Source organism: Collinsella aerofaciens (assembly GCF_040915545.1).
GTDB lineage: Bacteria > Actinomycetota > Coriobacteriia > Coriobacteriales > Coriobacteriaceae > Collinsella > Collinsella aerofaciens_BE.
Window position 1 is genome coordinate 1 of the sequence record NZ_JBCPDH010000058.1, and the last position, 3,340, is coordinate 3,340.

Annotated in this window: 1 protein-coding gene; it reads left to right on the forward strand. The window is 58.1% G+C overall.

Annotated features, from left to right (window positions below; genetic code table 11):
• The first annotated feature begins 735 nt into the window (after positions 1-735).
• Positions 736-2,118 (forward strand): RNA/DNA-binding domain-containing protein, encoded by a 1,383-nt coding sequence (locus AB5202_RS09840; RefSeq protein WP_368144653.1) that lies wholly within the window; start codon positions 736-738, stop codon positions 2,116-2,118.
• Positions 2,119-3,340: the final 1,222 nt, after the last annotated feature.

Here is a 3,340-nt window from a genome sequence, read left to right on the forward strand (position 1 = left end):
GTCCGGCTGAGTCTGGGAAGAGGTGCCGGGCGGCGGGCGGAGCATGGCCACCGGACCCATCGAAACACATCTCCACCATTCCTTCAACTGGGAAAATGCCGCCCCCGGGTCCCGGATGGGGCCTCGGGGGCGTTCGGCTAACTGCGGGAGCGAGCCATCAGCTCAATGTGTTCGGCTGAGATCGGAAATCAACCTTTTTCAGACGGGAAGCGACTCGCGCCTGAGCCAGAGAGCCCTACACGTGCCGCTGCACGGCGGAGAAAGGCGAATCCACTACCCCTCAGGCATAATTCCTGAGCAAAATCAAGCAGAGCACACGGCTTTTTGCGCCACTTTAAGACGTAATCGGGATGTGGCGAGAGGCCAAATTCGGAAGTGCGGGGAAAACCAAAGGAATGCTGGCCAGACCCCCGTTTTAGGCTTCCGCGACCTGCGGTTTTGATACAAAAAAACCGCGTTGTGCTCGAAGGTTTTCGATTTTTCCCCGCACTTCTGTAATTACATCTCTGGATCGAGGGCGCAGGCAATGGTGACGACATCCACGATAGCGCCCCCCTATGCCTGATACCAAAATCGTTCCATAGGGACCCGTTTCCCAATGGGATGATTCTTCACAAAGGGCATTAAGGCGCATGAGAACATGGTAGAGGCAAGCAAGCGCGCTTCCACGTTTTCGCCCATGGTGACCACGGTATAATCCAACGAGACAAGCAACGAACGGGAAAGGCAGCGCGGATGAACCTGGGCAGCGAGAGCGAGACCGTCGAGTTCAAGAAGTCCACTGGCGAGCATAAAGAAGCACTGCAAGCCATCAGCGCCATGCTGAACAAGCACGGCCGCGGCGAGCTCTACTTCGGCGTGAAGGACAACGGCGATGTCATCGGCCAGGATGTCAGCGACGCAACGCTGCGCCAGGTGACGTCGTGGGTGTCCGACAAGATCGAGCCCGCGGTGTTCCCGACGGTCGAGTGCCTCGACGCCGATGATGGGCTGCGATACATCAAAATTGCCTTCTCAGGTGCCGACGCCCCCTACTCCGCCGACGGACGCTACTTCACCCGCGTGGGGACTTCGAACAAAGCGCTGTCGGCCTCGGAGCTGAGCGCCATGGTCGTCAAGCGTGAGCGCGCCCGTAGCCCGTGGGACTCGCTGCCGTCCGGCAGGCCCGTCTCCGACGCCGACGAGCAGGCGGTGCGTGACTTCGTCGCGCGCGGCGGCAGGGCCGGACGCGTGGGCGGCGGGTTCGCCGGCGTGGAGGACACCTTGGCAAGGCTCGACCTCGTCGCGCCCGACGGCAGCCTAAGAAACGCCGCGGTGGAGCTGTTCTGCGAGGGATCCGACACCTACCCCAGGATGAAGCTGGGGCTTCTGGGCGGCAACACCAAGGCCAAGATCCTCGACCTGCGCCGCGAGTGCGGCACCATGCTCAAGCTGCTCGACTTCGCCGAGTACTTCGTGACGTCGAACATCAGGCGCGAGTTCGTCATCGGCGAGACGGGCATGTACCGCAAGGAGATCCCCGAGATCCCGGCCGAGGCCATCCGCGAGGCGGTTGCCAACGCGCTGTGCCACCGCGACTACACCACCGGCACCGCCGTCGAGGTCAACGTGTTCATGGACACCGTCCAGATCGTGAGCCCGGGCCTGTTCCCCGAGGGCGACTCGCCGCAAGAGCACCTAGACGGTACCGCGAGCGAGTTCGGCCTCCGAAACCCCACGATCGCGCGCACCCTGTTCCGCGCCGGCGTCATCGAGCAGTACGGCACGGGCATACCGCGCATCAAGGAGGCCTGCGAGGCAGCCGGCGTGAGGTTCCGCTTCGAGCAGACCGTCAACAGCACCGTCGTCGTCTTCGAGCGTCCTGGGTTACAGAAAGCGGCCTTCAGGAGAACCGCGGCCGACAACCGACCGCTCCTCAGCGAGCGCGAACGAGCAGCGATGACAATTGCCGCCGCTCAGGGGAAAATCACGACCTCCGACCTCGCGCGGGAGTCCAATGTCGGTAGGAAAACGGCCTCGAAGACTCTGAAAGACCTTGCCGGGCGAGGCCTGTTGGAATGGGTAGGGAAAAGCCCGAAAGACCCGCACCAGTTCTACAGGATGCCAAGCGAAGTTTGAGGCTGCAGGTCCTAGCCGGGAAACAGGCCCATTGCGTTTGCTGCCCTCCCCCTGCTGGGCACTACTGAGTAATCTACTGGGCACTGCTGAGTAATCTACTGAGTAGTGCCCAAGCGCGAGTTGGCAAGTCCGCCGAAGCCCAGAGAAACGGCTCCGAAGAATATACTGACCGCTACTGACCGCTACTGATCGCGGCATTCGGCAGGCCCGCCGAATGCCGCGGTCTCCCGAGACTAGCAGAGCCGCCCTTATTGTTAGCGCTGCCGAAGCAAGCCCTACTTCAGCAGCAACTTGAATTTTCGTGCGATGAGCCTCCCCGGAGCCAAGAGCCTTTTGCCCTAATCACAACACCGCAATTCAAGCACCGCAGAAAACTCCATTAGCGATGAACCAGCCACTTGAAGACGTGATCAAGGTGCGGCAAGGGGTCAAATTCGGAAGTGCGGGGAAAATCGAAGAAATGCTAACCAGGCCCCAGTTTTCGCTTCCGCGAACTGCGGTTTTGGTGCTAAAAATCGCGTTGTGCTCGAAGGTTCTCGATTTTCCCCGCACTTCCGTAATTACATCCTTGGATCGAGAGTGCAGGCAACAATGACGTCATCCGCGATAGCACCCAACAGTCACGGACGTACAAAAGGCCGTTGCCGGAAGCCTCCATACAACAACTCTTCTTTGCGCGCGCCACGCTCGCAATGCTCCATTAAATGTAACTAATTGATTTGCTATATACCATTCATAATGGCACATAGCAAATCAATTAGTTACATGTGGAGGCAGAACATGAGGGAGTACGTCGAGAAGCAGCTGCACACTAGAGTCGATTGCGAGCCCAACGACGCCTCGGAAATAACGACGCAAAACTCTTTCCGAAAGTGTAGGTGAGCGAAATGGCGACTCATGCATACGATGACCTTTATTCTTATCTAGCCGCATTCAAGAACAGCTCTCTTGCCGAAATAATTGCGTACCTAGAAGAACTGGGGCAAAGGAGGTTCGACGCCTTTATTAGGGGCCTTGCACCCCTTATCCCAATCGAAAAAATCGAAAATCAATCCCTGTTCAATTTTTCTGTTGACTCCACCCTTGAAGGAGGCAAATTCCCCTGCACTGACTATGCCTGTCGAGAGCAAAACATTTACCATTTGTGTTAGCGTCGGAATAATTTAGCCAAATATAGTCGGCCGAGATTGACCAATCCCGGCCGACCCATTTTAGCCAACAC

Excerpts from the sequence above, each read along its gene's own strand:
- AB5202_RS09840 (WP_368144653.1), top strand. The coding sequence starts at position 736 with ATGAACCTGGGCAGCGAGAGCGAGACCGTCGAGTTCAAGAAGTCCACT.